Origin of the sequence: Hydrogenophaga sp. ZJX-1 (assembly GCF_048590325.1) — a bacterium.
Lineage (GTDB): Bacteria > Pseudomonadota > Gammaproteobacteria > Burkholderiales > Burkholderiaceae_C > Hydrogenophaga.
The window spans coordinates 845,053-869,240 of sequence record NZ_JBMBRA010000002.1 but is presented as its reverse complement, the minus strand read 5'-3'; the positions used below and the strand labels follow the sequence as shown (position 1 = coordinate 869,240).

22 protein-coding genes are annotated in these 24,188 nt (G+C 67.7%); 8 read left to right on the top strand and 14 right to left on the bottom strand.

Annotated features, from left to right (window positions below):
* Positions 1-71 precede the first annotated feature (71 nt).
* Both ACN5W5_RS08770 and ACN5W5_RS08765 read left to right on the top strand, forming a co-directional pair.
* Positions 72-305: a hypothetical protein gene (locus ACN5W5_RS08770; protein WP_420048138.1), complete on the top strand. Its 234-nt coding sequence runs from the start codon at positions 72-74 to the stop codon at positions 303-305.
* 523 nt (positions 306-828) lie between these two features.
* Positions 829-1,269 (top strand): hypothetical protein, encoded by a 441-nt coding sequence (locus ACN5W5_RS08765; protein WP_420048137.1) that lies wholly within the window; start codon positions 829-831, stop codon positions 1,267-1,269.
* A 12-nt stretch (positions 1,270-1,281) separates the two neighbouring features.
* Here the strand turns inward: ACN5W5_RS08765 and ACN5W5_RS08760 are convergent, their stop codons facing one another.
* From ACN5W5_RS08760 to ACN5W5_RS08745, 4 genes are all read right to left on the bottom strand, one after another.
* Positions 1,282-2,490, bottom strand: a complete 1,209-nt coding sequence (locus ACN5W5_RS08760) for a DUF1513 domain-containing protein (RefSeq protein ID WP_420048136.1) — start codon at positions 2,488-2,490, stop codon at positions 1,282-1,284.
* Positions 2,474-3,553 (bottom strand): imelysin family protein, encoded by a 1,080-nt coding sequence (locus ACN5W5_RS08755; protein ID WP_420048135.1) that lies wholly within the window; start codon positions 3,551-3,553, stop codon positions 2,474-2,476. Before ACN5W5_RS08755 ends, ACN5W5_RS08760 begins: the two co-directional genes overlap by 17 nt.
* Positions 3,553-5,058: a di-heme oxidoredictase family protein gene (locus tag ACN5W5_RS08750; RefSeq protein WP_420048134.1), complete on the bottom strand. Its 1,506-nt coding sequence runs from the start codon at positions 5,056-5,058 to the stop codon at positions 3,553-3,555. Before ACN5W5_RS08750 ends, ACN5W5_RS08755 begins: the two co-directional genes overlap by 1 nt.
* Positions 5,059-5,195: 137 nt before the next feature.
* Positions 5,196-6,386, bottom strand: coding sequence for an imelysin family protein (locus ACN5W5_RS08745; protein ID WP_420048133.1), 1,191 nt, complete (start codon positions 6,384-6,386; stop codon positions 5,196-5,198).
* 81 nt (positions 6,387-6,467) lie between these two features.
* Between ACN5W5_RS08745 and ACN5W5_RS08740 the strand changes: the two genes are divergently transcribed.
* Positions 6,468-6,671, top strand: coding sequence for a hypothetical protein (locus ACN5W5_RS08740; RefSeq protein WP_420048132.1), 204 nt, complete (start codon positions 6,468-6,470; stop codon positions 6,669-6,671).
* Between the two features lie 43 nt (positions 6,672-6,714).
* On the opposite strand, the gene ACN5W5_RS08735 is transcribed toward ACN5W5_RS08740, so the two are convergent.
* From ACN5W5_RS08735 to ACN5W5_RS08720, 4 genes are all read right to left on the bottom strand, one after another.
* Positions 6,715-7,674: a 1-phosphofructokinase family hexose kinase gene (locus ACN5W5_RS08735; protein WP_420048131.1), complete on the bottom strand. Its 960-nt coding sequence runs from the start codon at positions 7,672-7,674 to the stop codon at positions 6,715-6,717.
* A gap of 41 nt (positions 7,675-7,715) precedes the next feature.
* Positions 7,716-8,291 carry an MOSC domain-containing protein gene (locus ACN5W5_RS08730; protein ID WP_420048130.1) on the bottom strand — a complete coding sequence of 192 codons (576 nt, stop codon included), beginning with the start codon at positions 8,289-8,291 and terminating at the stop codon, positions 7,716-7,718.
* A 26-nt stretch (positions 8,292-8,317) separates the two neighbouring features.
* Entirely contained in the window at positions 8,318-9,715 is a 1,398-nt protein-coding gene (locus tag ACN5W5_RS08725; RefSeq protein WP_420048129.1) for an aminopeptidase P N-terminal domain-containing protein, read from the bottom strand.
* 63 nt (positions 9,716-9,778) lie between these two features.
* Entirely contained in the window at positions 9,779-10,480 is a 702-nt protein-coding gene (locus tag ACN5W5_RS08720) for a nucleotidyltransferase family protein (RefSeq protein ID WP_420048181.1), read from the bottom strand.
* 143 nt (positions 10,481-10,623) lie between these two features.
* On the opposite strand from ACN5W5_RS08720, the gene tkt reads away from it, so the two are divergent.
* Both tkt and gap read left to right on the top strand, forming a co-directional pair.
* On the top strand, positions 10,624-12,720 hold the full coding sequence (tkt, locus tag ACN5W5_RS08715; protein WP_420048128.1) for a transketolase: 2,097 nt from the start codon (positions 10,624-10,626) through the stop codon (positions 12,718-12,720).
* A 43-nt stretch (positions 12,721-12,763) separates the two neighbouring features.
* Positions 12,764-13,762 carry a type I glyceraldehyde-3-phosphate dehydrogenase gene (gene gap, locus ACN5W5_RS08710; RefSeq protein WP_420048127.1) on the top strand — a complete coding sequence of 333 codons (999 nt, stop codon included), beginning with the start codon at positions 12,764-12,766 and terminating at the stop codon, positions 13,760-13,762.
* Between the two features lie 116 nt (positions 13,763-13,878).
* On the opposite strand, the gene ACN5W5_RS08705 is transcribed toward gap, so the two are convergent.
* From ACN5W5_RS08705 to ACN5W5_RS08695, 3 genes are all read right to left on the bottom strand, one after another.
* Positions 13,879-14,625 carry an SPOR domain-containing protein gene (locus tag ACN5W5_RS08705; protein ID WP_420048126.1) on the bottom strand — a complete coding sequence of 249 codons (747 nt, stop codon included), beginning with the start codon at positions 14,623-14,625 and terminating at the stop codon, positions 13,879-13,881.
* 5 nt (positions 14,626-14,630) lie between these two features.
* The gene (locus tag ACN5W5_RS08700; RefSeq protein ID WP_420048125.1) at positions 14,631-15,443 is read right to left on the bottom strand and encodes a biotin--[acetyl-CoA-carboxylase] ligase; all 813 of its coding nucleotides are present in this window, start codon (positions 15,441-15,443) and stop codon (positions 14,631-14,633) included.
* Positions 15,444-15,545: 102 nt separating this feature from the next.
* A complete protein-coding gene (locus tag ACN5W5_RS08695; protein WP_304922716.1) occupies positions 15,546-16,004 on the bottom strand; it encodes an SET domain-containing protein in 459 nt (152 codons plus the stop codon).
* 185 nt (positions 16,005-16,189) lie between these two features.
* On the opposite strand from ACN5W5_RS08695, the gene ACN5W5_RS08690 reads away from it, so the two are divergent.
* Both ACN5W5_RS08690 and ACN5W5_RS08685 read left to right on the top strand, forming a co-directional pair.
* A complete protein-coding gene (locus ACN5W5_RS08690) occupies positions 16,190-19,168 on the top strand; it encodes a DNA topoisomerase III (protein WP_420048124.1) in 2,979 nt (992 codons plus the stop codon).
* 18 nt (positions 19,169-19,186) lie between these two features.
* Positions 19,187-19,840 (top strand): glutathione S-transferase family protein, encoded by a 654-nt coding sequence (locus tag ACN5W5_RS08685; RefSeq protein ID WP_420048123.1) that lies wholly within the window; start codon positions 19,187-19,189, stop codon positions 19,838-19,840.
* A 25-nt stretch (positions 19,841-19,865) separates the two neighbouring features.
* On the opposite strand, the gene ACN5W5_RS08680 is transcribed toward ACN5W5_RS08685, so the two are convergent.
* From ACN5W5_RS08680 to ACN5W5_RS08670, 3 genes are all read right to left on the bottom strand, one after another.
* A complete protein-coding gene (locus ACN5W5_RS08680) occupies positions 19,866-21,341 on the bottom strand; it encodes a sensor histidine kinase N-terminal domain-containing protein (protein ID WP_420048122.1) in 1,476 nt (491 codons plus the stop codon).
* A 137-nt stretch (positions 21,342-21,478) separates the two neighbouring features.
* Positions 21,479-22,153, bottom strand: coding sequence for a response regulator transcription factor (locus ACN5W5_RS08675; RefSeq protein WP_177136767.1), 675 nt, complete (start codon positions 22,151-22,153; stop codon positions 21,479-21,481).
* A gap of 169 nt (positions 22,154-22,322) precedes the next feature.
* Complete coding sequence (locus tag ACN5W5_RS08670; RefSeq protein WP_420048121.1) at positions 22,323-22,808, bottom strand: MarR family winged helix-turn-helix transcriptional regulator; 486 nt, start codon at positions 22,806-22,808, stop codon at positions 22,323-22,325.
* 253 nt (positions 22,809-23,061) lie between these two features.
* Here ACN5W5_RS08670 and recA point away from each other — a divergent pair, with 253 nt between their 5' ends.
* Positions 23,062-24,159 carry a recombinase RecA gene (gene recA / locus ACN5W5_RS08665; RefSeq protein ID WP_420048120.1) on the top strand — a complete coding sequence of 366 codons (1,098 nt, stop codon included), beginning with the start codon at positions 23,062-23,064 and terminating at the stop codon, positions 24,157-24,159.
* Positions 24,160-24,188: the final 29 nt, after the last annotated feature.

Sequence of the window (24,188 nt, the reverse complement as noted above, 5' to 3'; positions counted from 1 at the left end):
CGTTCCGGCCAGGGACTTTGCGCTGTCCCGGCGCTTTTTCGCCGTTCTGGGCTTCACCGAGTGCTCCGTGGGTGGCGGGGTCGCATGCTTCATGCGTCGACGGCTGCGCCTTCCTGCTGCAGGATTTCTACGAGAAGGCGCAGGACCTGGCCGGGCGTTGTGGCGCGCGCCTCACGCCGTTGGTGGAACAGCCCTGGGGCGTCACCGAGTTCGTGCTCATCGACCCCTCCGGTGTGTGCTGGCACATCGGCCAGAACACACCGGACTTCCCGCCCACGGGACGCCTGCCTGACAACCCCCCATGACCTCTCTCCGCGTCCATGAACCGCATGTCGTCACCCTCTCCGTGCGCGAACGCCTGGCCCAGAGGCGTGCCGAAAAGGCACTCGCTCGTCGCCTGGGCTGGCTCGGGGCCGGCAAGCGCTGGGGGGCGTTTGCGCAGGCGGGGTGCGCCTGCGGGTGCGGGAACGTCCCGGAACGACCTGCTGGCCGCCGCGCGGACCCCCGCTGAAGCCGCTCCGCCGCGCGGGGTCGTGCGGCCGTGAGCGGGGTTCTGCGCACACCCGACCTGCCGCGCGCCGTGGCCGATTGCACCGGTGTGCTGGGCTTCGAATGCCGACAGCACATTCCCGGCGTGCTGGCCGTCGTGGTCCACGGACCGATGCCTGCGCACCGGCTGCCCGCTGAAACGCCGGCCCTGCAGCCCTGGGGGGCGCGGGCATCTGCTTTCGCGGATATCGATGGCCAGGGGATCCATTGTGTGGACTGGTCCGCGCGGCGGCCATCGCCAGACGGGCCCCTTAACAACCCCCGCACAGGGAGAACCGAATGACCCAGCACAGCTGCACGGTGGTGCCACAGGCGACCTGCAACGAATGGACCATGGCGCGGGAACTGGCGCAGGAACACGGGGTGCTGATGCGCCAGATCGGTGGTCTTCAGAGCCGCTGCACCGAGCTGCTGCGGTCTTCGTCCAGCCGCATCGCTGAGCTGGAAGGCGAGAACCTGCGTCTGCGCGCCGAGCTGGTGCTGCTGCGCACCAGCGTGTTCTGGGGGTTGGGGGCGGCCGCCGTGCTGCGCCGTACCCGACCACCGGCGGTGAGGTCGCGGCCACCGGTGGAGGCCGGCGCCCGGGAGGCCCAGGCGGTGATCTGCCAGACCGGCTGCGTGGGCCACGCCCACCTCTGGCTGGACGCGGAGGGCCAGTGCCGGCGCAGCGGTCAGGCCTGCGACCGGGTGGGTGACGATGCGGAGGCCCTGCGTTCCTGAGCGGCCGGCGTCTCAGCTGGCCTTCAGCACCCAGTGGTTTTCGATCTGCGGGGCGGGTGTGTCGCGGTCCGGAGCGCGCACGTGCAAAGGCTCTGCGCCATCGATGCCACTGTGCAACAACCCGACCTGCCCCCGGCTGCTGGCGAGCCACCACTGTTGGCGGTCCGAGGCCAGCGCGTAGGCCTCGACATGTTCGATGGCTGTGCGCCATTGGCCCTGCGCACCAAAAAGAGCCAGTTGGTTGACACGCGGACAACTGACGGCGAAGCCGCCGCGCGGCAGGGCGCAGATGTCGCCCCCGTAGCCGGCCAGTGCGGGCTGTCCGTCGGCCGCCCGCAGCGTGCGCCCGTCCCACACCGCCAGCACCGGGGCGGCCCGATGCGCCGCTGGGTCGGGGTGTTCGGCCTGCAGCGCGATGCCCAAGGTGTTTGAGACCGGGTCCCAGGCCAGGTGGCGGATGCTCAGGTGCGGATCGTCCAGGCGCCATTGACCGAGCAGCTCGCCGCTGGCCGGGTGCAGCGCCACCAGCGAGGCGTCCATGCGGCCGAGTTCGCGTTTGCTGCGGCCGGTTTCGGGCAGCGTGGGTATGCCGCCGTTGGCCACCATCAGCGTGCCCGCGGGCAGTCCGCCCACGGCCTGCGGCAGGGCCAGCAATTCGTGCGGGTCCATGCCGTGCGAGGCCCACTCGCCGGTCTTGTCCAGCGATGCCGCGTCGCGCACGCCCAGGCGGCCCTGCGCGGTGTCGAGGTCGGTCTCGGTGGTCCAGAGCGTGGCGCCGTCGGCGCTGGCGATCACGTGGCCGTTGAAGCGGCGGTCGCCGTCGATCCAGTGCCACTGCGCTTTGGCCTGACCGGGTCGCCAGCGCAGCAGCCAGTCGCCGGGGCGGCGCGCCACGGCCAGCACGCCGCCGCCCGCCTCGGCCCACAGGCCGTGCGCGCGCGTCGGCACGACCAGCGAACGCTGCACCGACCATTGGCTGGCGCCCGCCGACAGCAGACCGATGCGCTGCTCTTGGTCCTGTTGCCAGGCGGCGAGCAGGGTGGTTTGTTCCTGTCGCGCGGCTTGTGCGGACGACAGCACAACAGCACCAGCGAATGTCAAAAGCACTTGCCGGCGCGAAATGCCTTCGCCCAGAAACACCGCGGAACCGGCTTTGCCGGGCCGCTGGTGTTGCCCGGTGACGCCGCAGGCGGCGCGGGGGTGGTCAGTCTCCGTCCGCATCGGAAAATCCCAGCGGCACGTCCAGCGCCGAAGCGACCTCGCCCTGGTAGAGCGTGGTCACGGTCTTCATGGTCCGGGACAGCGCCATGAGTTCGCGTTCGCCCGGCTGCGCCGGCAAACCCGCCAGGGCGGCCGAGACGGCGTCCAGTGCCTGCCCCCAGCGCCCGGCCAGCGCGATGTGGCCCTTGCCCATCAGCAGGGCCTCGATCGGGATCAGCGCCTGGCCGGGTTGTGGGGGTACGGCGCGTTGCGCTGGCTGCAGCCGGGCCTGGGCGTTCAGCGACCGCCACTGGGTGCGCCATTCGGCGAGGTTGTCGGCCATGCGCTGACGGGCAAAGGCCGGCCGGTGCCCTTGGCCGGCGGTCTTGACCCGTTGCAGCGGCTGCTCGATCTCGATCCAGCGCAGGCGCTCCAGACCACCGAGCCACTGGTTGATCCATTCCGCGAAGGCGCCGCGGGCGGCGTCTTCGTCGGCGGTCCAGTCGCGGGCCGCCAGGGCATCGAAACCCTCGCGCAGGGCGCGGGCCTCGGCTTCGATGCCTTCGGCGATCAGCACGAGGTAGGGGCAGTGGGTGTCGGACGGCGGGCCCGCCAGCAGCCGCTCCATGCCCGGAAAGCCCTTGGCCGGGGTGCCGATGCGCTCCATGTCGGCGAGCGTTTTCGGCGCACGCGCCAGGGCCTTGTCCAGCAGGGTCGGCCGCGCGGGCCAGAAGTCGATCTGGCGCTGCGAGCGCCGCTCGATCACCGGGCCGAGGCCGGGGGTGGCGAGGGCTTGCCAGGCCAGCAGGGCCTGGCGCCAGGCGTCCAGCAAGGGGGCTGGCGCAGCCAGACCGGCGCAGTGGGTCCGGCCTGCCGCGCTCAGGGCCTGTGCCGCGGTCTCGAAAGCGCGCGCCAGGGGTGGCAGGTACAGACCGTACAGGCCTTGCAGGGCCTGTTCGCCGCTGTAGTAGGGAAAGGCCACCGGGCCGCTGGTCTGGGCCCCCACGGGGGTGGCGGGCAGCACCGCGCCAGCGGCCAGCGCCGCCAGCAGCCGGCGCCGCGTCAGTTTGTCTGAGGGCTTCATCAGAGCGACTCGACAAACTTCACGAGCGCTTCGCGGTCGCGCTGGTTGAACTTCAGCACCTGGTCCTTGGCCGCCTGCGCCTCGCCGCCGTGCCAGAGCACGGCTTCGAGCACGCCGTTGGCGCGGCCGTCGTGCAGCAGGCGCTGGTGGCCGTTGACGTCCTTGAACAGGCCGATGCCCCACAGCGGCGGCGTCTTCCATTGCCGGCCGTTGGCCAGGAAATCGGGTCGGCCGTCGGCCAGCGCTTCGCCCATGTCGTGCAGCAGCAGGTCGGTGTAGGGCCAGATACGCAGGCCACTGATGCGGGCGCTGGTCAAGCGGGGGAACAGCGTGTTGCCGGTGGTGTAGCTGGGCCGGTGGCAGGTGGCGCACTGTGCCTGCGCAAACAGCGCCTGGCCGCGCAGCACCTGCGGGTTGTCCGGCTGGCGGCGCGCGGCCGGGGCCAGGGTCGCGGTGTAGAAGACCACCTGGCCCAGCGTTTCGTCGTCGATCTCCGGCACCTGCGCCGTGGCCTGGGCGGACGGGATCAGGCCGTCGTGGCCGCTGCGCTTGCCGCCGCCGTGCGGGGCGGCCTGGCAGTCCTTCTGCGCGGCGGTGCAGGCTTCCTGCCAGAACACGCTGGTGGTGATGCCCATGTCGCCATTGAAGGCGCCCGCGCTCTGGTGCGCGATGCTGCCGGTGTTGGCCTTCCAGCCAAAACGGCCGATGACGTCTTTCTGCGCGAAGGCGTCCCACACGCGGTTGGGCTGGCCCTTGATGGGGCCGGGCACAGCGGCCTGGTCGCGCGCGTTGGCCAGGATCTCGCTCTCGGGAATGGCTTCGATCAGGCCCAGTCCGGCCAGGTGCGGCGCGATGCGCGGGCTGAGCATCACGCCCGGGCTCATCGGCCCATAGCCCAGCTGGGTGAGTTGGTAATGCGGCTGCTGCAGCGCGTAGCGCGTGCCGTCGGCAAAGCGGCCGCGGACCGGCGTGCTGCGGATTTCAACCTGGCCCTCGGGCTTGACGCCCTGGATGCCGGCGTTGTTGAACTGGTCGCCGTAGGTCGGGTCGGGCACCACACCCGCGCGCGGGGCGGGCGTGCCGGGCTTGGAGAGGCGGATCAGCAGCGCGACGGTGTTCTCGGGCTCGGGGCCCAGGGTGCGCTTCCAGTCCGGCGGTGCACCGCGGCCGTCCATCACGTGGCAGCCGGCGCAGGAGCGCGCGATGAAGTGCGGGCCCAGGCCGTCGCGCGCGGTGGTGGAGGCGGGCGCTTCCACCCAATTGCGTTTGAAGAACGAGTTGCCGATCACGAAGCGGGTGCGCTCCGGGTCGTTCAGGTTGGCGTGCGGGAACGAGAAGGCGTTGCGGCCGGTGGCGAAGACCGTGGCCTGGCCGCCCGTGCGCTCGCCCAGCGGGTCCGGGTCGGTTTCCGCGGTGGCCGGTCCGTGCAGGGCGAACACCACCGAACCGGCGGCGATCGCCCCCATGGCTAGCGCGGTGCGCGTGGCTGTGGGAAAAGTGGACATGGTGAAGAAGTCCGAAAAATGCAGACCGACTGCAGAAGGAGGGGCGTTTTCAAGGATGCCGTGGAACTGGCTTTGCCAGGCCACAGGCATCGCGGGGTGACGCGCCCTTAGGCGCGGCGCAGGGGTGGGCCGTTGGTTCAGGGCTCGACGAGCGTCAGCTTGGCGATGCCGATGGCGGAAGCGGACTCCACGAGCAGCTTGGACTGTTCGACCAGGCTGGCGATGGTCTTCTCGACGGCCGGGCGGCCGGCCGAGCCCTTGAAGATGGCGCGGTCGAACGGCGCAGGAATGGCTTCGGCTCCGTTCACCGAGGCCGCGATCTGGGCCGTTGTCTTCTCGGCCAGGGCCGGGTTTTTGGCGGCCACCAGGTCGCGCAAGCCCGGGCCTTCGAGCTTGCTGCCGTCGCGCTGGGCGTACTGGCCCAGCCACACGTTCTGTATGCCCTTGGCGTTGTTCACCACGTCGCGGTGTGTGTTGTCGGAGAAGCAGGAGTGTTCGTCTTCCTGGTCCTGCGAGTTCAGCGCCACTTCCATGCGTTCGCCGGAGAGCTCGCCGCGCGAGAGCGAACCCAGGCCGACGATGATCTTGCGCACCGATTCCTTGCCACCCTTCTCGAACCTGGCGCGGTAGTTCTTCGCGTTTGGCTCCCAGGCCTTGGCCATGGCCGACAGGTCGTCGACCAGCAGTTCGGTCGCCACGGTCAGGTACTGGGCGCGACGCTCGGCGTTCTCACCTTTGCCTTTGACGTAGTCTTCGAACGAGCGGTTGCCCGGGCCGGTCTCGCTCACGTCTTGGCCCCAGAGCAGAAACTCGATGGCGTGCCAGCCGGCGCTGATGTTCTCTTCACCGCCGCGCTCGTTGGCCTTGGTCAGCGCGGCCTTGGTGATTTTGAACTTGGGGTTGTTGACCATGCCGGCCTTGGGCTTGCCCGTCACGTAGTCCACATAGGCCTCGTCCAGCGGCCAGGCGTTGATCTGGCCTTCGGGGCCGTTGGCGTCGTCGATCGGGCCGCCGTAGAAACGGAAGGCCTCGGTCTGGCCGTAGAACTCGCGCGCGTCCAGCCAGGCCTTGCGCGCCTTGTCCAGGCCTTCGGCCGAGGGAGCGGCGACGAAGGCAGCGATGGTGGCCTGCAGATCCTTGGCCGCGGCCAGGGTGTCGGCGTAGTTGGCGTGCACCAGCGCGGCGTAGTTCGTGACCACCGCCTTGTGGTCCACCGCGGCCGCGGCGGCCGTGGTGGCCACGGGTGTGGCGGCGTGGGCCGGCAGGCTGGTGAACAGCGTGCTGGCGGTCAGGGTGGCCATCGCCAGGGTCAGGGCTCGCAGTTGCATGGAAACTCCTTCCGTAAAGTGAATGAGAATGATTCTAGTTTAAATTATTGCGCCGAATGGCGCCTCTCTGAAGTTGGCTTGATGCAGGTCAACCCGATCCGGAAGCCGGCGAACGGGTCATCTGGTCTGGGTTGCATCAGCCACAACGCCTACTGGCGCGTGAAGGAGCACTGCAAGCACCTCGGCAAGCCCTGCCTGTTCGTGGAAACACCCAGCCGCTTGGCGCTGGAGCGCGTGCTCAGCGGTTACGGTGAGTCGCTTCCGGCGGCGGCGCGCGAAGCCTGAGCGGATGGGCGGAGCCAGCGCTCCGAAGAGCGGGCCTACCGGTTCAGTCCCCCGGCTGGATCTGCACCTGCGGCAGCAGGCGCTGCACATCCTCGGGGCTGCACAGACCGGTGCCGATCGAGAGCAGCGTGGCGGAACCGGCGGCGACCCCGAGCGCAAAGGCTTCCTGCAAGGGCTGGCATTGCTGCAGCGCGGCCACCATGCCACCCACGAAGCTGTCGCCCGCGCCCACCGCGCTGGCCACGGGGATGTCCAGCGGTGCGGCGCGCCAGCTCGCGTCGCGCGTGACGAGCAGGGCGCCCAGGTGGCCCAGCGTCAGCGCCACGACTTCGGTCATGCCACGTTGAATCAGCTGGCGGGCTGCGCCCAGCCACTGTTCGGGGGTCTCCAGCGTCTCACCACTGAGTTCGGCGAGTTCGCGCAGGTTGGGCTTGAAGAGGTACACGCCCTCGGCCAACGCGGCGGCCAGGGCAGGCCCCGAGGTGTCGAGCACCAGGCGCGCACCGCGCTCGCGGCACAGGCGCGCCAGCCTCGCGTAGAAGTCCACCGGCGCGCCGGGCGGCAGGCTGCCGCTGGCCACCAGCAGGTCGGGGAATTCGGGCAGCTGTTCCAGATGGCTCAGGCAGGCCTGCCATTCACCTTCGCTCAGGTGCGGGCCGGGCATGACGAAGCGGAACTCGGCGCCGGTGCTGTGCTCGTGCACCGTGAAACTGACGCGCGTTTCGTCGGCGATCGGCAGGAACACGCTGGGGATGCCCTCTTCGCGCATGCGCGTCTCCAGCCAGTGGCCGGCCGAACCGCCGGTGGGACACAGCGACGTGCATTCGCCGCCCAGGCGGGTGAGCACGCGCGCCACGTTGATGCCGCCGCCGCCCGCGTCGTGCAGCGTGTCGCCGCAGCGCAGTTTGTGCGTGGGCACCACGCGCTCGGTTTCGGTCGCCAGGTCGACCGAGGGATTCATCGTCAGGCAGAGGACGCGCAGATGGGCTTCTTGTGTGTTCATGCTGGGGTTCTACCCGAAAACCATGACGCCCGATCGGCGGATCAACGCAGGTGTTTCAGGCGTTTGGCGGCGAACGCCTCGCTGACCCGCAGGCCACGGGTGCCCGCCACCAGCTGGAAGGCCTCCCCCGCTTCGATGGTGCCGGTCCGCACCACGGCAAGGTAAAAGCCGGAACACAGCCGTTCCATCATGAGCCGACCCGCCTGGTTCAGCCCCATGACCGCGTTGAGCTTGAAGCAGGGCTCGCGCGGCGCGGTCACGCGCAGCACGCAACAAGGAAAGTGCAGCTCGTCGCCGATCCAGACCTCGTGCTCCAGCAGGCCTTCGATGCTGAGGTTCTCGCCCATGAAGCCGGGCGCCAGCGTTTCGTCGAAGAGGCTGACGCCAGCTTCGCGCCGCTGCTTTTGCCAGAACGGGAGGTGTTCCACCGGGTAGGCGTAGACCGCCTTGTCCAGCCCGCCGTGCACCGTGGGGTCGGCCTGCTCGTCGCTCTGCAGACCGAGCCGCCCGACCGGCACTTGGCCACGGATGGGCGTCTTGCCAATGGCCGAAAGAAAGCTGCGAGTGCCCACCCGCAGTGGGCGGGCGATGCCGGTGTTGACGCTCAGGATACGCATCGTTGACGAAGTCGCCGCGACGAGCGTCAGCCGCGCATCAGCGCTTCGATCTCGTCGGCCTGCACCGGCACGCCGCGGCTGATGAGTTCGCAGCCGGTGGCGGTGACGATGGCGTCGTCTTCGATGCGGATGCCGATGTTCCAGAAGTGCTCCGGCACCCCTTCGCCCGGGCGCACGTAGAGGCCGGGTTCGATGGTGAGCACCATGCCGGGCCGCAGGATGCGGCTGGGGCGGTCCTTGATGAGCTCGCCCGAGAGCGGGTCCTTGCGTTCGTTGAACGTGCCCACTTCGCCCGGCTCCACGTAGCCGCCGCAGTCGTGCACGTCCATGCCCAGCCAGTGGCCGGTGCGGTGCATGTAGAACGGGAAGTAGCTGCGGTTGGTGATCACGTCCTGCGCGCTGCCGACCTTGTTCCTGTCGAGCAGGCCGACGTCGAGCAGGCCCTGCGCCAGCACGGCGACCGTGGCTTCGTGCGGGTCGGTGAAGCGCGCGCCGGCTTTCGTGGCGGCGACGGCGGCTTCCTGCGAGGCCAGCACCAGGTCGTACAGCGTGCGCTGCGGGCCGGTGAATGTGCCGTTGGCGGGGAAGGTGCGGGTGATGTCGCTGGCGTAGCCGTCGAGCTCGCAGCCGGCGTCGATCAGCACCAGCTCGCCGCTGCGGATGGGCGCTGCGTCGGCGCGGTAGTGCAGGATGCAGGCGTTGGCGCCGGCGGCGACGATGCTGCCGTAGGCCGGGTACTGCGAGCCCTGCTGGCGGAACTCGTGCAGCAGCTCGGCGTCGAGGTGGTACTCGCGCACGTCCTGGCCCGCGCGCAGCATGGCGGCGCAGCGCTGCATGGCGCGGATGTGGGCGCGCGCGCTGATCTGCGCGGCGCGGCGCATCACGTCCTGCTCGTGCGCATCCTTGGTCAGCCGCATCTCGTCCAGCAGGGCGCAGAGGTCGCGCTGCGATTCGGGGCACAGGGCGCCGTAGCGCACGCGGGCACGCACCGGCTGCAACCAGTCGTTGACGCGGCTCTCCAGCCCCTCGTGGGTGGCAAACGGGTACCACACCACGCTGCGGTTTTCCAGCAGCCGGGGCAGGCGCTGGTCGAGTTCGGCCACGGAGAACGCGGCCTGCACGCCGAGCGCGTCGGGCGCGGCGTCGGGACCCAGCCGCAGGCCATCCCAGATTTCACGCTCGGCGTCCTTGGGGTTGCAGAACAGCGTGCTCTCGCCTTCGGCGGTGATCACCAGCCAGGCTTTGGGTTCGGTGAAGCCGGTCAGGTAATAGAAGTAGCTGTCGTGCCGGAACAGGAAGTCGCTGTCGCGGTTGCGCTGCTGCTCGGGCGCGGTGGGCACGATGGCGATGCCACCGGGGCCGAGCTGGGCGGCAAGCTGCGCGCGGCGTTGCGAGTAGAGGGCGTGGGAGGTGTGGGCGTCCATGGTCGGCATTTTCCGGGTTTCAGATGGCGCAGCGCTGAATGGGGGCACTGCAGGGGAGCGGCTTCAACTGGCGTTCAGCTCGGCGAGGCGCTCGGGTGTGCCGACATCGGTCCAGGGGCCGGTGTAGAGCTCGGCGCTCACGAGCCCGGCGTCCATGGCCTGGCGCAGCAGCGGCGCCAGCGGTGCGGCGGTGCCCTGCGGGTTGCCGGGGATGGTTTCGCACCACGGGGTTTCAAAGAGCGCACGGCGGTACAGGCCGATGGTGCTGTAGGTGTGTTTCTGGTCGGCCTGGTTCAGCGCCCGGCCGTCGGCGCTCAGGCCGAAGTCGCCTTGGGGGTTGTGTGCCGGGTTGGGCACGAGCCAGATATGCGCCAGCAGGCCGCTGGCGTTGAAGCGGTCCACGCGGGCCTGGGTGAAGGGAAAGCCGGGCACGTAGACGTCGCCAGCCAGCACCCAGAACACCTCGCCCAGCAGCGGCAGCGCGCGCGAAATACCGCCCGCGGTTTCGAGCGCGTAGCCGAAGTCCTGGCCTTCGTGTGAAAACGCAATCTCAGCGCCCGGGTGGGCTTGCGGCCAGTTGGCGAACTGCTGCTCGATCTGCTCGCCCAGCCAGGCGGTGTTGACCACCAGCCGGGAGAAGCCACCCTGGTGCAAGGCTTCCATCGGCCACTGCATCAGCGGCTTGTGCTGCACCCGCAGCAAAGGCTTGGGTGTCACGTCGGTCAGCGGGCGCATGCGCATACCGCGCCCGGCGGCCAGGATCATGGCGGGGATGGTGGCTTTCGCGGTGGTGTGGGGCAAGGTCACGTCTGCATTATTCACGAGCCGCCGGGGCCGGACGGGCGGCCCGATAAAATCTCGGGTTTGGCGCCTTGGGCGCTGTCACCCCACCTCACCACGGTTCATCCATGTCTGACGACGCCAACACCCCCATCAGCCCCGCCCCCGCCGCCGCCCCTGCCGCCGCACCCACTGTGTCACCGCAGACCCAGGCCAACGCGATCCGCGCGCTCGCCATGGACGCGGTGCAGGCCGCCAACTCGGGCCACCCCGGCGCGCCCATGGGCATGGCCGACATGGCCGTTGCGCTGTGGGGCCGCCACCTGCGCCACAACCCCACCAACCCCGCCTGGGCCAACCGCGACCGCTTCGTGCTGTCCAACGGCCACGGCTCCATGCTGATCTACGCGCTGCTGCACCTGACCGGCTACAAGCTGCCGATCGGCGAACTGAAGAACTTCCGCCAGCTCGGCAGCAAGACCGCCGGCCACCCCGAAGTCGGCCACACGCCCGGCGTGGAAACCACCACCGGCCCGCTGGGCCAGGGCATCACCAACGCGGTGGGCATGGCGCTGGCCGAGAAGCTGCTGGCTTCCGAGTTCAACCGCGAAGGCCATGCCATCGTGGACCACAACACCTATGTCTTCCTGGGCGACGGCTGCCTGATGGAAGGCATCAGCCACGAAGCCATCGCGCTGGCCGGCGCCTGGAAGCTCAACAAGCTGGTCGCCCTGTACGACGACAACGGCATCTCCATCGACGGCCAGGTCGCGCCCTGGTTCATCGACGACACGCCCAAGCGTTTTGAAGCCTGTGGCTGGAACGTGATCCGCGCGGTCGACGGCCACGACGCCGACGCCGTGGACAAGGCCATTGCCGCCGCCAAGAACAGCGCCGACAAGCCCACGCTCATCTGCTGCAAGACCAGCATCGGCAAGGGCAGCCCCAACCGCGCCAACACCGCCAAGGCCCACGGCGAGCCGCTTGGCGCCGAAGAAATCAAGCTCACCCGCGAAGCGCTGGGCTGGAACCACGCGCCGTTCGCGATTCCGAAAGACGTGTACGCCGCCTGGGACGCCAAGGCCGCCGGCAAAACCGCCGAGGCCGCCTGGAACGCGCAGTTCGCCACCTACAAGGCCGCCTTCCCCGAGCTGGCCAAGGAATTCACCCGCCGCATGAAAGGCGAGCTGCCCAAGGCTTTCCACCAGGTCGCCGTGGACGCCGTGCTCGCCGCCCACACCAAGGCCGAAACGGTGGCCAGCCGCAAGGCCAGTCAGATCGCGCTGGAAGCTTTCACGGCCGCCCTGCCCGAGCTGCTGGGCGGCAGCGCCGACCTGACCGGATCCAACCTCACCAACACCAAGTCCACCCCCAGCCTGCGCTTCGATCTGGCGGGCAACGTGGTGAAGAACGAGGCCGGCCAGGGCGGCCGCCACATCAACTACGGCGTGCGCGAATTCGGCATGGCCGCGATCATGAACGGCGTCGCGCTGCACGGCGGTTTCATCCCCTACGGTGGCACCTTCCTAACCTTCTCTGACTACAGCCGCAACGCCATCCGCATGGCCGCGCTGATGAAGCAGCGCGTGATCCACGTGTTCACGCACGACTCCATCGGCCTCGGCGAAGACGGCCCGACGCACCAGTCGGTCGAACACGCCGCCAGCCTGCGCCTGATCCCCAACCTGGACGTCTGGCGTCCGGGCGATACCGCCGAAACCGCCGTGGCCTGGGCCGTGGCCCTGCAAAACGCGAACAAGCCGACCGCGCTGCTGCTGAGCCGCCAGAACCTGCCCTACGCGCCCAAACACGATCTCGGCGACATCAGCCGCGGGGCCTACGTGCTGGCCGAGCCCAGCGAAGTGGGTCTGAAGAAGAAGGCCCAGGCGGTGATCATCGCCACCGGCTCCGAAGTGCAGCTCGCGCTCAAGGCGCAGGACCTGCTGGCCCGTGCCTACAACATCGCGGTGCGCGTGGTCTCCATGCCCAGCACCACGACCTTCGACCGTCAGGATCCGGCCTACAAGGCGGACGTGTTGCCCAAGGGCCTGCCGCGCATCGCGGTGGAAATGGGCTCCACCGACGGCTGGTGGAAATACGGCGTGGCCGCGGTCGTCGGCCTCGACACCTACGGCGAGTCGGCACCGGCGCCGGTGCTGTTCGAACACTTCGGCTTCACCGCCCAGAACGTGGCCGACACGGTGCGCACCGTGCTGACCAAGTAATCGGTTTCGTTTGATTTTTCATCCATCCACAGGAGTACAGGACATGACCATCAAGATCGGTATCAACGGCTTCGGCCGCATCGGGCGCAACGTGTTGCGCAGCGCGATCCAGAACTTCGCCGACATCGAAGTCGTCGCCATCAACGACCTGCTCGAACCCGACTACCTAGCCTACATGCTGCAGTACGACAGCGTGCACGGCCGTTTCAAGGGCACCGTCAAGGTTGAAGGCGGCAACATCGTCGTCAACGGCAAGACCATCCGCCTGACGCAAGAGCGTGACCCGGCCAACCTGAAGTGGGCCGACGTCGGCGCCGACATCGTGATCGAGTCCACCGGCCTCTTCCTCGACAAGGTCACGGCCCAGAAGCACCTGGACGCCGGCGCCAAGAAGGTCATCCTGTCCGCGCCTTCCAAGGACGACACCCCCATGTTCGTCTACGGTGTGAACCACAAGACCTACGCTGGCCAGGCCATCATCTCCAACGCCTCGTGCACCACCAACTGCCTGGCCCCTGTCGCCAAGGTGTTGAACGACAAGTGGGGCATCAAGCGCGGCCTGATGACGACGGTGCACGCAGCGACCGCCACGCAGAAGACCGTGGACGGTCCGTCCAACAAAGACTGGCGCGGTGGCCGCGGCATCCTGGAAAACATCATTCCGTCGAGCACGGGCGCTGCCAAGGCCGTGGGCGTGGTGATTCCCGAGCTGAACAAGAAGCTGACCGGCATGTCCTTCCGCGTGCCCACTTCTGACGTGTCGGTGGTCGACCTGACGGTGGAACTCAACAGCGAAGCCAGCTACGCCGAGATCTGCGCCGAGATGAAGGCGCAGAGCGAGGGCGCGCTCAAGGGCGTGCTGGGCTACACGACCGACAAGGTCGTGGCGACCGACTTCCGTGGCGAGACCTGTACCAGCGTGTTCGATGCCGACGCCGGCATCGCGCTGGACAGCACCTTCGTCAAGGTCGTGGCCTGGTACGACAACGAATGGGGCTACTCCAACAAGTGCCTGGAGATGGCGCGCGTGGTTGCTGGATAAGGCACCTCCTGCGCTTCGTGGCTTCCCCCGGAGGGGGCCGCACCCTGTGGCCCGGCGGAGCCGGCTCCACGGGTGCCCTGGAATGAAAAAAGCCGCTGTGTAAACAGCGGCTTTTTTCATTCGCAGGGCTGGAGTCTTTTGCCCGCGAGAGCTGCGCCGAGGCCACTCACAGCGTTGCGCTGCGCTTCGGTGGCGGCGGGCAGGCGCAGGACAAAGTTGGTGCCTTCGGGCCGCTCCACCGCCACGCGCGCGGTGCGCACGCCCTTTTTGCTCAGGTCCTGCAGTGCCTGCTCGGCCGAGGCTTCGCTGGAGAAGGTGCCCAGCGCCAGACCGTGTCCGAGTGCTGGCACCGTGACTTCCCGGAATTCGATCTTGATGTCGCGAAGCTCGGTCTTTTTGCGCGCCATCTGCTCGTCGTTGTAGCGTCCCATGTAGACAATCCAGCGGCCTCCGCTGAGAACTTCGTTGAGCCGCCAGGCGCCGTCGGGCAGGCCCAGTTGTTGCAGGGCCGTGCGCAACACATCGGCCTGCGCAGGCGAGTAGATGGCGGCTTGCCAACAAGAGGTGGCGGGCGTGTTGTCGGTCTGGGGCTTGGCAGGGACTTCGGCGTCTGCAACCGTGGACGCTGCCGTTGCCTCTGGCGCCGGATCGGGTGGCGATGGGGGCGCAGCCGTCGGTGCCGTGGCGATCGATGGAGCCTCGGCGGGCCTGGGGGCGTTGAGCAGGCGCAAGCCTTCGGGCTTGATCTGGGATCGCAGCCGCTCGGGCTCGGACTGCACCTGCGGCTTCAGGCCCAGGGCGCCCAGGTACCCCTGGGTCCAGGCGAAATAGCCCGCGTTGGCCAGCACCAGCAACCAGATCACCACCCTCAACACGGCCGCACACTCACTTCCGAACTGGTGACCGCCTGCATGCCCTGGTCGGTCTGAACCAGCAAGGCTCCCTGCGGGCTCACACCACAGGCGGTTCCCTGGGTGCCGTCGGACAGGCGCACACTTTGACCCTGTAGCGCATCGCGCCGGGCGAAACGCTCGGCAAAGGCGGTGAAGCCTTGTGACTCAAAGGCCTGGATGTCGCGCACCAGTGCGGGCACCACCCGTGCCAGCGCCTCGCCCGCGGTCAGGCCCACCAGCACCTCGGACAAACCGGCGGGCGCCATGGCGGGCAGCAGCGCGTCCGGGCTGGCCAGGGCGTTCACGGCCGCGGCATCGGGACGGGCGATGTTGATGCCCACGCCCACCACGACCAGACGCGGGTGCGTGACAGCGCCGCCGACCGATGTGCCGTTGCTGGCGGTTTCCACCAGGATGCCACCGAGCTTGCGTTGGTGCAGCCAGAGGTCGTTGGGCCACTTGAGCCGCACGTCCGGGTGCAGGCTCTCGGCCAGGCTCACGCCGACCGCCAGCGACAGGCCGGACCAGTCGGCCGGCGCCAGCGGCAGCGCGAGCGAAAAGGTGAGCGACTGGCCGGCCTTGCTGTGCCAGCCCTTGCCCAGACGACCGCGCCCGGCGGTCTGCTCATCGGCCGCCAGCAGCACCGGCTCCATCAACCCGGCGCGCGCGCGGCGCATGAGCTCGCTGCTGGTGGAGTCGATGCTGGGCAGCACCTCGACGGTAAAACCCGGCAGGTCGGGCACGACGGCCTGCCAGACGGCTTCGACGTGGGCGAGCAGGTCAGACATGACCGGAGAGACGTGCCTGCAGCCCAGAACACCGCGCAACCGGCTTTGCCGGGGCGCTGGTGTTGTCCCCTTGGGGGGAAGACGCGAAGCGGCGCAGGGGGGTCATCCCAGTTTCGTGGCACGGCCACCGCGCTTCGGCGCCAGCAGCGTGCCACGGCAGTTCTTGGCGCCGCACCAGCAGGGGTATTCGGCCTTGAGCTTCGGGGTGTAGGGCTCGTCGATCACCAGGCCGTAGTCGTAGAACAGCTCTTCGCCCGCGGCGATGTTGCGCTGGGCGCGGATGAAGACCCGACCGTCGTCCACCTCGGCTTCGCAGTTGGGGTTGCAGCTGTGGTTGATCCAGCGCGAGGAGTTGCCGCCCACCTTGGCGTCGATGACATGGCCTTCGTCAATATGGAAATAGAAGGTGTGGTTCGGATCGCTGGGGTCGTGCGGGTGGCGCCTGAGCGCTTCGTCCCAGCTGATGATCTCGCCCACGTATTCGATCAGGGTCTCACCTTCGGCCAGATCCACGACCGCGTAGACGCCCTTGCCGTGCACGCCGGAGCGCCGCGTCTGGATGCGCCGGCTGCTGGCTGCGGGCGTTTTGGTGGCGGAAGCGGCGCGCGTCTGGCGGGGGCTTTTTGCGAAACCTGCGGTTTTCGTCACGGCCGGAATTTTTGGTAAGGTTGATTCATGCAGGTGCGCGCGTGTGTGTGCGTACCCATGTGTGCGCGTGCATGTGCGCGTGAAAGCTGATTGTAGAGATGAAAACTGCTGAAGGTTTCGCCAAAACCCTGGTCATTGCCGAGAAGCCATCCGTGGCCCAGGACATCGTGCGAGCGCTCACCCCGGTGGCGGGCAAGTTCGACAAGCACGATGACCACTTCGAGAGTGACACCTACGTCGTCACTTCCGCCGTGGGCCACCTGGTGGAGATCGCCGCGCCCGAAGAGTTCGACGTCAAACGTGGCAAGTGGAGCTTCGCCCACCTGCCGGTGCTGCCGCCCTACTTTGAGCTCAAGCCGATCGACAAGACCAAGTCGCGCCTGTCGGCGGTGGTGCGCCTGGCCAAGCGCAAGGACGTGACGAAACTCATCAACGCCTGTGACGCGGGCCGCGAGGGCGAGCTGATCTTCCGGCTGATTGAACAGTACGCCGGTGGCCTGAAGGGCGGCTCGTACCAGACGCTGGGCAAGCCGGTGCAGCGCCTGTGGCTGCAATCCATGACGCCGGCGGCCATCCGCGACGGTTTTGAGCACCTGCGCAGCGATGCGCAGATGCAGGGCCTGGCCGATGCCGCGCGCAGCCGCTCCGAGGCCGACTGGATGGTCGGCATCAACGGCACGCGCGCCATGACCGCCTTCAACTCGCGCGACGGCGGCTTTTTCCTCACCACGGTCGGCCGGGTGCAGACGCCCACGCTGTCCATCGTGGTCGAACGCGAAGAAAAGATCCGCGCCCACCGCAGCCGCGACTACTGGGAAATCCACGGCAGCTTTCTTGCCGAAGCTGGCGAGTACCCGGGCAAGTGGTTCGATCCCGCGTTCAAGAAGCCCACCGGCGACGACGCCGACCTGGAGCTGCGCGCCGACCGCGTCTGGAGCCAGCGCGAAGCCCAGGCGATCGCCGACGCCGTGCGCGGCAAGGCCGCCAGTGTCAAGGAAGAGAGCAAACCCACCACGCAGGCCAGCGGCCTGCTGTACGACCTGACCAGCCTGCAGCGCGAGGCCAACGGCCGCTTCGGCTTCTCGGCCAAGACCACGCTGCAGCTGGCGCAAAGCCTGTACGAGCGCCACAAGGCCCTGACCTACCCGCGTACCGATTCGCGCGCGCTGCCCGAGGACTATTTGCCCACGGTCAAGCAGACCTTCGAGATGCTGGCCGGCAGCGGCATGAAGCACCTGGCGCCGCATGCGCTGACCGCGCTCAACAACGGCTACATCCGCCCGAGCAAGCGCATCTTCGACAACAGCAAGGTGTCGGACCACTTCGCCATCATCCCCACGCTGCAGGCGCCGCACGGGCTGAGCGAAGCCGAGCAGAAGCTGTACGACCTGGTGGTGCGCCGCTTTCTGGCGGTGTTCTTCCCCAGCGCCGAGTTCATGGTCACGACCCGCGTCACGAGTGTGGTCAACCACCACTTCAAGACCGAAGGCAAGGTGCTGGTCAAGCCGGGCTGGATGGCGGTCTATGGCAAGGAAGCCGCCGAAGACGTGGTGGATGCCAAGGAGGGCGACAAGGGGCAGAACCTGGTGCCGGTGCGCGAAGGCGAGACCGTGCGCACCGAATCGGTGGAAACCAAGGGCCTGAAGACCAAGCCGCCCGCACGCTATTCCGAAGCCACGCTGCTGGGCGCCATGGAAGGCGCGGGCAAGCTGGTGGACGACGACGAGCTGCGTGAAGCGATGCAGGAAAAAGGCCTGGGCACGCCTGCCACGCGCGCGGCCATCATCGAAGGCCTGCTGACCGAGAAGTACATGTTCCGCGAAGGCCGCGAGATCATCCCCACGGCCAAGGCCTTCCAGCTCATGACGCTGCTTCGTGGCCTGGGCGTGGAAGAACTCTCCAAGCCCGAGCTCACCGGCGAGTGGGAATACAAGCTGGCGCAGATGGAGCACGGCAAGCTCAGCCGCGCCGCCTTCATGGGCGAGATCGCGGCCATGACCGAGCGCATGGTGAAGAAGGCCAAGGAATACGACCGCGACACCATCCCCGGCAACTACGCCACCCTGCAAACGCCCTGCCCCAACTGCGGCGGCGTGGTGAAAGAGAACTACCGTCGCTACGGTTGCACCGGTGCCGACGGCAACAGCGAGGGTTGCGGTTTCTCGTTCGGCAAGTCGCCGGCCGGTCGCACCTTTGAGCCCGAAGAGGCCGAACAGCTGCTGGCGACCAAAAAGATCGGCCCGCTGGAAGGCTTCCGCTCCAAGGCGGGCTGGCCCTTTGTGGCCGAGATCGTGATCAAGTTCAACGAAGAAGAGAAGAACTGGAAACTCGAATTCGATTTCGGTGACGACAAGAAAAACGAAGAGACCGGTGAGCTGGTCGATTTCACCGGCAGCGAATCGCTCGGTGCCTGTCCCAAGTGCGGCGGGGCGGTGTTCGAGCACGGCGCCAACTACGTCTGCGAGAAGGCCGTGCCCACGATGGCGCAGGCCACGCCGACTTGCGACTTCAAGAGCGGCAAGATCATCCTGCAGCAGCCGGTGGCGCGCGAGCAGATGAACAAGCTGCTGGAAACCGGCAAGACCGACCTGCTCGACAAGTTCGTCTCCATGCGCACGCGCCGCGCCTTCAAGGCCTTCCTGGCCTGGGACAAGGAAGCGGGCAAGGTGAACTTCGAGTTCGAGCCACGCACCAGCAAGTTCCCACCGCGCAAGACCGCGGCCGGTGCACCCGTGCGCGCGACCGCCAGCAAAGCCGCACCGGCCAAGAAGGCCGCGCCTGCAAAGAAAGCCGCAGCCAAGAAGACGCCCGCGGTGAAAGCCCCCAAGGCGCCGCGCAAGACCACCGCCGCCAGCGGCAAGCAGCCCAGCGCGGCGCTGGCCGCGGTGATCGGTACCGATGCCGTGTCGCGCCCCGAAGCGGTGAAGAAGCTGTGGGACTACATCAAGGCCAACGGTCTGCAGGACGCGGCCAACAAGCGCAACATCAACGCCGACGCCAAGCTGGAACCGGTGTTCGGCAAGCCGCAGGTGACCATGTTTGAAATCGCCGGCGTGCTGGGCAAACACCTCAGCTGATTCAGGAGACAACACACAATGAGCCTCAAACTCTATTTCGCCCCCGGCGCCTGCTCGTTCGTGCCGCACAGCATGCTGGAACTCTCGGGTGCGGCGTTCGAACCCGTCAGCGTGAAGCTGCACAAGGGCGAGCAGCGCTCGGCCGACTACCTGGCCATGAACCCGCGTGGCCAGGTGCCGGTGCTGGTGGACGGTGGTGAGGTGATCACCCAGATCGTGTCCATCCTGCTGCACCTGGACGCGAAGCTGCCGCAGGCCGGTATCCTTCCCGCGTCGGGTCTGGCGCGCACGCGTGCGCTGTCCACCCTGGCCTGGATGAACAACACGGTGCACCCCACCTTCACCCACGTGTTCATGCCGCAGAAATTCACCGACGACGAAGGCACGCAAAAGGTGATCCGTGCGTTCGCAGCGAACAGCTACCGGGGCCTGCTGGGTGAGATCGAGGCGCTGGCGACCCAGGCTTCGCCCTGGCTTACCGGCGAGAAGCCTGGCGCGCTCGACGCCTATGCGCTGACCCTGCTGCGCTGGGGCGGCTACGCGGGCATCGATCCCACCACCTTCCCCGCCACCTGGGCGCTGGCCCAGCGTTTTGCGGCGCTGCCGGCCGTGGCGCGCGCGGTGGAGCGCGAGCGCCTCCAACTCAACGTCTACCAGCCGACGGCGGCCTGATTTTCTGCGACCGCGACGCCCGGCCTCAGTCCTTGTCCGGGGACTTGCGGGGCGCAAAACGCACCGACGCGCGCAGACCCCGGTGGGCGCGGTCTGGCTGGGCGTCCTCCATGGACACCACGGCGCCGTGTTGCTGGGCGATCTCGTGCACGATGGCCAGGCCCAGGCCCGAGCCGTCGACGTTGGTGCCCAGCGCGCGGTAGAACGGCTGCAGCACGAGTTCACGCTCGTTTTCCGGGATGCCGGGGCCGTTGTCTTCGACCTGCAGGATCATCACGCCGCTGAAACGGTCCAGCAGCACACGCGCCGTGACCACGCCATCCCGGCCCGAATAGTTGATGGCGTTGTCCACCAGGTTGCGTGTCATCTCCTGCAGCAGGGTCGGATTGCCTTCCATCAGGCAGTCCGCGGGCATCTCTTCGGGTCCTTCGTAGCCCAGGTCGATCCCGTGCTCCAGTGCCCGCGGCACGGAGTCCTGCACGACGCCTTTCACGAGCCGGGCAAGGTCGATGCGTGCTGTCGGCAACGCGCGGCCGGTGGTCTCGGCGCGTGCCAGTGACAAGAGCTGGTTGACGGTGTGGGTGGCGCGGGTGCTGGAGCGCGCGATCTGTTGCAGCGAGCCGCGGATTTCCTGCGGATCGCTTTCGCGCTGCGCCAGCTCGGCCTGCATGCGCAGCCCCGCCAGCGGCGTCTTGAGCTGGTGGGCGGCGTCGGCCAGGAAGCGCTTCTGGGTGCTCAGCGAGGTCTTCAGCCGCGTGAGCAGGTCGTTGATGGACGAGACCAGCGGCGCCACTTCCTGCGGAATGAAAGACTCTTCGATCGGGCTCAGGTCGTCGGGCTTGCGCGCGCGGATGCGCTGCTCCAGTTCGTTGAGCGGGCGGATGCCGCGCACCAGCGCCATCCACACCAGCAGCACCGCCAGCGGCAGGATCACGAACTGCGGCACCATCACGCCCTTGATGATCTCGGTGGCCAGCGTGGAGCGTTTGCCCTTGGTTTCGGCCACCTGCATCAACACCAGGCGTTTCGGGTCCTGGTTGCGCGAGAGCCAGGCGTAGGCCACCCGCACCTCATCACCGCGCACGATGTCGTCGCGCAGCATCACCCGCCCGGGTTCGGGGGTTTCGTTGTCCTGCGGCAGGGGGAAGTCGCCTTCGCCACTGATGAGCTCGCCGCGGGGGTCCAGCACCTGGTAGTAGACGAGATCGCTGTCGTCGGCACGCAGCAGGTCGCGCGCCTGCGGCGTCAGGTTGAAGCTCACCTTTTCGTCCTGGTTCACAACGAACTGGGTGAGCGCCTGCAGGTTGAACTCCAGCGCACGGTCGAACGGCTTGCTGGCAATGCCCTGCGCCACGAACCAGGTCAGCGCCAGCGAGAGCGGCCACAGCAGCAGCAGCGGCGTGAGCATCCAGTCCAGGATCTCGCCAAACAGGCTGCGCTGCTCGCGCTGGAACAGCCCGAACGACACCTGGCCGTTGTCGTGCTTTTTGGGAGCGGACATGTCAGCTGCGGCGGTTTATCGCAAACTTGTCCGGAGCGACGGGTTCCAACCCAGAGCACCGTGGAGCCGGCTTTGCCGGGCCACCAGTGCTGCCCCCTGGGGGGTGACGGGCTGCAAGCCCGGCGCGGGGGGAGCCTTCATCCAGGGATTTTTTCAAGGCAGTAGCCCAGCCCGCGCACGGTCGCGATGCGGATCGGACCCTTCTCGATCTTCTTGCGCAGGCGGTGGATGTAGACCTCGATGGCGTTGTTGCTCACCTCTTCGCCCCACTCGCACAGGCGTTCGACCAGCTGGTCCTTGCTCACCAGCCGCCCGGCGCGCTGCAGCAGCACTTCGAGCAGGCCGAGTTCGCGCGCCGAGAGTTCGACCATCTTGCCGTCGATGGTGGCCACGCGGCCGGCCTGGTCGTACACCAGCGGGCCGTGCTTGATGGTGGAGCTGGCTCCGCCCATGCCACGGCGCGTGAGGGCGCGCACGCGGGCTTCGAGTTCCTGCAGCGAAAACGGTTTGGCCATGTAGTCGTCGGCGCCGTAGTCCAGGCCCTTGACGCGTTCTTCGATGCTGTCGGCCGCGGTCAGGATCAGCACCGGCAGCGCCGAACCGCGCGAGCGCAGACGTTTGAGCACCTCCAGGCCATGCATTTTCGGCAGACCCAGATCCAGGATCAGCAGGTCAAACTCGTTGTTGGTCATCAGCGCGGCGTCGGCTTCGCTGCCGCTGGCCACGTGGTCGACGGCCGCGCCGGCCGCGCGAAGACTGCGCAGCAGACCATCGGCCAGAACCTGGTCGTCTTCGGCAATCAGGATGCGCATGCGGGTTTCCTTTGCGGCCGGTCGGGCGGCCTGTTGTGGGGCACTGTCGCCGCACAACCGGCTGGCGGCGACATGGTCTCCAAGGTCATTTTAGGCCTCGCCGGCGTGCCCGGTTCCGGGATAAACCCCCGGCGCACGGGGGACGCCGGAGTGCGCGCCAAGCGGCCGTTCAGGTGCCGTACGCCTCCAGCCCCAGCGCCACCACGGTGGCCACCTCGGCGCCGACCTGGGCGCGAAACTCCGTCTCGGCCTGGGCCACCGCCTGGCGGAACGCTTCCAGCCAGAGCAGGCCGGTTTCGGTGAACACGATGCGCCGTGCGCGCGCATCCAGCGGATCGGGTTCGCGCAGCACCAGGCCCCAGGCCTCGCATTGCGTCACCAGATCACCCATGGCCTGCTTGCTCATGCCGGCCTGCCGGGCCAGCTCGGTCAGGCGCGAGCCTTTGAGCGCCAGGTGGCGCGTGATGTGGATGTGGGCCGCGCCCACCTGTGCGCGCGCGGCCAGGTTGGAGAGCGCCAGCGGCACGGCCGCGTCGCGCGCCATCAGATCGAGCACGCGTTCGTCAAAACGGCGCAAGGCGAGACCCATCAGACGGCCCAGATGTCCGGAGCGCCAGCGGTCGTCGCCAGCCGCCAAGGGGAGTCCTTCGTTCATCGGTTCAGCCAGTCGGAGGAGGTGTCTTTTAGCCCAGCACACGCCGAAGAACCGGCTTTGCCGGGCCAAGGGCGTGGTCCCCCTGGGGGGAAGCCGCGCAGCGGCGCAGGGGGTGGTCAAATGGTAAGTCAAACTGACCAAAAATTGGCTTGTTTGAAATGTATATCGCTGTAAACTGCTGTTCAAGCATCCAGCCTGTACACAAAAACACCTGCTGGAAGCGAACACCCACTCACTCGCTCAGGAGCATCAAATGGACGCAGCCGTCAAGAACAACCCCGTCAACAGCGAAAAGGCCAAGGCTCTGCAGGTCGCGCTGGCCCAGATCGAAAAGCAGTTCGGCAAAGGCACGATCATGCGACTGGGCGAGGGCGAGGTGATCGAAGACATCCAGGTCGTGTCCACCGGCTCGCTCGGGCTGGACATCGCGCTGGGCGTCGGCGGTCTGCCGCGGGGTCGCGTGATCGAGATCTACGGTCCGGAATCCTCGGGCAAGACCACGCTCACCCTGCAGGCCATCGCCGAAATGCAGAAGGTGGGCGGCCAGTGTGCTTTTGTTGATGCCGAACACGCGCTGGACATCCAGTACGCACAGAAGCTCGGCGTCAACCTGCAGGACCTGCTGATCTCCCAGCCCGACACCGGCGAGCAGGCGCTGGAGATCGTGGACAGCCTGGTGCGCTCCGGTGCGGTGGACCTGATCGTGGTCGACTCGGTGGCCGCGCTCACGCCCAAGGCCGAACTCGAAGGCGAGATGGGTGACAGCCTGCCCGGCCTGCAGGCCCGCCTGATGAGCCAGGCGCTGCGCAAGCTCACCGCCCACATCAAGAAGACCAACTGCATGGTCATCTTCATCAACCAGATCCGCATGAAGATCGGCGTCATGTTCGGCAGCCCCGAAACCACCACCGGTGGCAACGCGCTCAAGTTCTACGCCTCCGTGCGGCTGGACATCCGCCGCACCGGCACCATCAAGAAAGGCGAGGATTCGATCGGCAACGAAACCAAGGTCAAGGTGGTGAAGAACAAGGTGGCGTCCCCGTTCAAGACGGCCGAGTTCGACATCCTGTTTGGCGAAGGCATCAGCCGCGAAGGCGAAATCCTGGACCTGGGCGTACTGCACAAGGTGATCGAAAAATCCGGTGCCTGGTACGCCTACAACGGCGAGAAGATCGGGCAGGGTCGCGACAACTCGCGCGAATTCCTGCGCGAGAACCCCGACCTGCGCGTCGAGATCGAGAACAAGGTGCGCACCGAGCTCGGCGTGCCGCTCCTGCCCATCGACGAAGCCGCCGCGCCGGCCAAAGGTGGCAAGACCGCCAAGGCGGAGAAAGTCGCCATCGCCGAATAAGCGGTCCGGTGGATCGCACGCGCCAATCG

Bases quoted from the DNA above. Each gene is read 5' to 3' on its own strand.
- tkt (WP_420048128.1), top strand. From the start codon at position 10,624: ATGTCTGACGACGCCAACACCCCCATCAGCCCCGCCCCCGCCGCCGCC.
- ACN5W5_RS08750 (WP_420048134.1), bottom strand. From the start codon at position 5,058: ATGTCCACTTTTCCCACAGCCACGCGCACCGCGCTAGCCATGGGGGCG.
- ACN5W5_RS08690 (WP_420048124.1), top strand. From the start codon at position 16,190: ATGAAAACTGCTGAAGGTTTCGCCAAAACCCTGGTCATTGCCGAGAAG.
- ACN5W5_RS08740 (WP_420048132.1), top strand. From the start codon at position 6,468: ATGCAGGTCAACCCGATCCGGAAGCCGGCGAACGGGTCATCTGGTCTG.
- ACN5W5_RS08680 (WP_420048122.1), bottom strand. From the start codon at position 21,341: ATGTCCGCTCCCAAAAAGCACGACAACGGCCAGGTGTCGTTCGGGCTG.
- ACN5W5_RS08725 (WP_420048129.1), bottom strand. From the start codon at position 9,715: ATGGACGCCCACACCTCCCACGCCCTCTACTCGCAACGCCGCGCGCAG.
- recA (WP_420048120.1), top strand. From the start codon at position 23,062: ATGGACGCAGCCGTCAAGAACAACCCCGTCAACAGCGAAAAGGCCAAG.
- ACN5W5_RS08685 (WP_420048123.1), top strand. From the start codon at position 19,187: ATGAGCCTCAAACTCTATTTCGCCCCCGGCGCCTGCTCGTTCGTGCCG.
- ACN5W5_RS08730 (WP_420048130.1), bottom strand. From the start codon at position 8,291: ATGCGTATCCTGAGCGTCAACACCGGCATCGCCCGCCCACTGCGGGTG.
- ACN5W5_RS08670 (WP_420048121.1), bottom strand. From the start codon at position 22,808: ATGAACGAAGGACTCCCCTTGGCGGCTGGCGACGACCGCTGGCGCTCC.
- ACN5W5_RS08755 (WP_420048135.1), bottom strand. From the start codon at position 3,553: ATGAAGCCCTCAGACAAACTGACGCGGCGCCGGCTGCTGGCGGCGCTG.
- ACN5W5_RS08735 (WP_420048131.1), bottom strand. From the start codon at position 7,674: ATGAACACACAAGAAGCCCATCTGCGCGTCCTCTGCCTGACGATGAAT.
- ACN5W5_RS08700 (WP_420048125.1), bottom strand. From the start codon at position 15,443: ATGTCTGACCTGCTCGCCCACGTCGAAGCCGTCTGGCAGGCCGTCGTG.
- ACN5W5_RS08745 (WP_420048133.1), bottom strand. From the start codon at position 6,386: ATGCAACTGCGAGCCCTGACCCTGGCGATGGCCACCCTGACCGCCAGC.
- ACN5W5_RS08720 (WP_420048181.1), bottom strand. From the start codon at position 10,480: ATGATCCTGGCCGCCGGGCGCGGTATGCGCATGCGCCCGCTGACCGAC.
- ACN5W5_RS08760 (WP_420048136.1), bottom strand. From the start codon at position 2,490: ATGCGGACGGAGACTGACCACCCCCGCGCCGCCTGCGGCGTCACCGGG.
- gap (WP_420048127.1), top strand. From the start codon at position 12,764: ATGACCATCAAGATCGGTATCAACGGCTTCGGCCGCATCGGGCGCAAC.
- ACN5W5_RS08675 (WP_177136767.1), bottom strand. From the start codon at position 22,153: ATGCGCATCCTGATTGCCGAAGACGACCAGGTTCTGGCCGATGGTCTG.
- ACN5W5_RS08765 (WP_420048137.1), top strand. From the start codon at position 829: ATGACCCAGCACAGCTGCACGGTGGTGCCACAGGCGACCTGCAACGAA.